This is a genomic window from Sphaerochaeta sp. UBA5836, from assembly GCF_002432845.1.
Classification (GTDB): Bacteria; Spirochaetota; Spirochaetia; order Sphaerochaetales; family Sphaerochaetaceae; genus Sphaerochaeta.
In genome coordinates this window covers 2,236-5,383 of record NZ_DJGW01000098.1, presented here as the reverse complement: position 1 = coordinate 5,383, position 3,148 = coordinate 2,236, and the positions used below count along the sequence as shown (strand labels likewise).

At 50.3% G+C, this 3,148-nt stretch carries 4 protein-coding genes; all 4 read right to left on the bottom strand.

Going from position 1 to position 3,148, the window contains the following annotated elements:
* Window positions 1-593, bottom strand: a 593-nt coding sequence (locus B3F49_RS09320; RefSeq protein ID WP_293910607.1) for a tripartite tricarboxylate transporter permease, incomplete at its 3' end; no start/stop codon positions are given.
* A 14-nt stretch (window positions 594-607) separates the two neighbouring features.
* The gene (locus B3F49_RS09315; protein WP_293894981.1) at window positions 608-1,093 is read right to left on the bottom strand and encodes a tripartite tricarboxylate transporter TctB family protein; all 486 of its coding nucleotides are present in this window, start codon (window positions 1,091-1,093) and stop codon (window positions 608-610) included.
* A gap of 63 nt (window positions 1,094-1,156) precedes the next feature.
* Complete coding sequence (locus tag B3F49_RS09310; RefSeq protein ID WP_293910605.1) at window positions 1,157-2,227, bottom strand: tripartite tricarboxylate transporter substrate-binding protein; 1,071 nt, start codon at window positions 2,225-2,227, stop codon at window positions 1,157-1,159.
* 123 nt (window positions 2,228-2,350) lie between these two features.
* Window positions 2,351-3,058: a FadR/GntR family transcriptional regulator gene (locus B3F49_RS09305; protein WP_293910603.1), complete on the bottom strand. Its 708-nt coding sequence runs from the start codon at window positions 3,056-3,058 to the stop codon at window positions 2,351-2,353.
* Window positions 3,059-3,148: the final 90 nt, after the last annotated feature.

Here is a 3,148-nt window from a genome sequence, read left to right as displayed (position 1 = left end):
CGCGGGTAGGCGTATACGGCGTCCAGACCAATCATGGCGGTGAAGAAGCCAAGGAAGCCGACAATCCACCCCTTGATCGGAGTGCTCTGGGTCGAGAGGTTTCCGCAGATCATGATGCCGAAGACGGAGATGAGGAAGTACTCCCACTGGCCGAACTTCAAGGCGATCTTGTAGAGGAACGGAGTCAAAAAGATAAGGATGACGATGGAGAACAAGGTTCCGATGAAGGAGGCTATGACACCTACTCCGATTGCTTGTCCGCCATGCCCTTTTTTGGCAAGAATGAATCCATCCAGTGCAGTTGCTGCTGCAGAGGGTGTTCCGGGGATGTTGATCATGATTGCTGAGTAACAACCGCCCATGACCGCCCCCACATAGACCCCCAAGAGGAAGGCCACTGCAACAGGAAGCTGCATGGAGTAGGTCAGGTTGATCAACAAAGCGAGAGCCATGGTTGCAGTAAGGCCCGGTATTGCGCCTACGACAATACCTGCAACGGTGGCAATCATGGTTACAAACACCTGAGGGAATCCGAATGCTTGGGAGGCAGCGGATCCGAACAGGGCCAATTGTTGTGCGAATGCTTCAAACATAAGTTCTCCTTGCCTTAGGGAAGAGGAATTTTAAAGACGTACTGGAAGACTGCACCGATGACCAATGCAGAAATGGCTGAGATGATGATGTTCTTCACCAACGTCGTGGATTTCAAATAGAAAAAGGTCACAAACAGGTACAAGAACGTGGCAATGGCGAAATGGACTCTTCCGATGAGTCCAAAGATATAGACCACCATGAAGAAGGAGAGAATGACAACCCGCTTGCTTTGCGGATTCAGAAAGAGTGTCGTTAGAGCAGCCTTTGTGAAGGTGTTTTTTGCAGCTTCGACACTGCCGCCCCGCAAGGCACCGATGAACATGACAAGACCGAATACGATAAAGATGATTCCCAGGATCAAGGGAAAGAAGCCGGGTGCGTCAAGAAACGAGTTGTACACCTTCATCCCCAATGATTCGACGACAAGAAAGATACCGAAGGCAAAGAGCAATACGCCCATTACCAGATCGGATGTTGTAGTTTTTTTCAACTGACTCATGCACTTATCCTTTATGTGGAACAATGGTGGGGATGGAGTATCCCATCCCCACGGCAGGCAGCCTTATTTCTTGATCTTCTGCTTTGCCACGTCCCAATTGAAATCAGCGAGCTTGGGAATCCCAAACTTCTCAGGGCTTTCAACGGTGGAACCTACATTGTGCAGGGTCCAAGCGTAACCGGCTTCCTGAATGGCAAGGAACTTGTCGGCATCTTCTCCGGCATACCCGGCGATTACGAGGCCCTGGTTCTTTGCATAGTCCACGATTTCGGGCTGCTTGACGGCCCAGTAGAAAGCCTCGGTCAGTTTGTCGATGATATGCTTGGGAGCATCACGGGGGATCATGATCGGCCAGGTCTCACTGAGCAAGGGGATGTTTTCTGCATTCTTCTGCACCTTGGTGATAGAAGGAATATTCATACCAAATTCGGTATAATCCTTGGTATCAGTGATTGCAAGAGCTCGAATTTGACCTGCCTTGATGAAGTCGATGACCGAACTGAAGGTAGCCATGGAGATCTCAGCATCACCGGCAATGATGTTGATAGCAGCCTGTCGGCAGGAACCAGCAGTCATGTAGTTCGGAGCAGCAACACCGGCGATGTCGCGCACCGCTTCAAACAGTACGTGAGGTCCGACACCGAATCCACTGATGGCAAAATTGACTTTCTTGGTCTTCAGATAGGCCATAGCCTCGTCGTAGGTCTTGATCGGGGAATCACTGCGTACGATAAGAACTGCTGCTCCCATGTACGGGTGGAAGGAAGCCCAATCTCCCCAGAAGGTTTCACTGGTGCCCATTACACGGAACCCGGAAATCGGAGCGCTGCCGGTTGCAAACATACTGTAGCCATCATGCGGCTTGCTGTACATGACTGTGTTTGCTGCGACTGCCGAAGCGGCTCCGGCCTGGTTGACTACGTTGATGGTCTCGCCAAGGTACTCTTCCATCTTTGCGATAACAGGACGGACTGCGGTATCGGTACCACCGCCTGCTCCGAATCCGACATACACGACCGGCTGGGTTTTCGGCCACAGCTTCGTACCGGCAGCCTCACCGGTTGCCTGAGCGAACAGGAATGAGGATGCAACCAACAGTACACAAAGTACTACCAGAATCTTGTTTCTCTTCATAACAAAACTCTCCTTTTTATATTCTACGGCACAAGCCGCAGGGATCCTCAAGTTAGTTGTATGTTGTCTTATGAGTAACTGCAATCTAATACAAGACAACATTTTATCGTTTTCTTGTTTCGACTAGAGCTCTGAGAGCTCAGAAACCCGGTCAACCGTCTTGGCCACGTGCTCGCGCATGGCCGCCACCGCCCCTACCCTGTTCCCTTTCTTCAATTCTTCGAGGATCAGACGGTGAAAGTATTTTCCGTCCTTCATTCCCAAGTGGGTAACAATGGATTCCATGCTTGCAGCCAAAAGATCCTGCATGAACATGGAAACATTTATCAGCATCTGATTCTTGGTTGCCTTTGAGATCGCCATATGGAACATCAGGTCGTCATGCGAAAAAGTCTTCACATCACTGGTGTTTTGTTCCATGCGTTGTACAATGGCTTCCATCTCAGCCAACTCGGAAGCAGTGATGCGGGTTGCTGCAATCTCGGTTGCACCAACCTCCATCACCATTCGATACTCGAGGATTTCCTCAAGCGAATTCTTGTTGATCATGAACATCGGAAGCATCATGTCCTTGTAGCTGTCACTGGTAGCCTTCTTGACGAAGGATCCTTCCCCCTGCCGTGTTTCCACGATGCCGAGGGCGGTCAGCTTTTGCATGGCTTCTCGAATGCTGATACGGCTCACACCCATTTCCAGGCGGAGCTCGTTCTCCGAGGGGAGTTTTGTCCCCTCTTCCCACTTGTGGTTTTTGATGCGTTCAAGCAGCTGATCATAGACCTGGGAGGACACCTTCTGCTGCTTGACGATTTTCATGGTACTGTGTTGCGGCATCCCAACCCCCTAGGCCTTGATGCTCATAGGTTATCATACAAGTACGGGATGTCAACAACTTTTTACTGCAAATTGCTTATAGCGTATAAA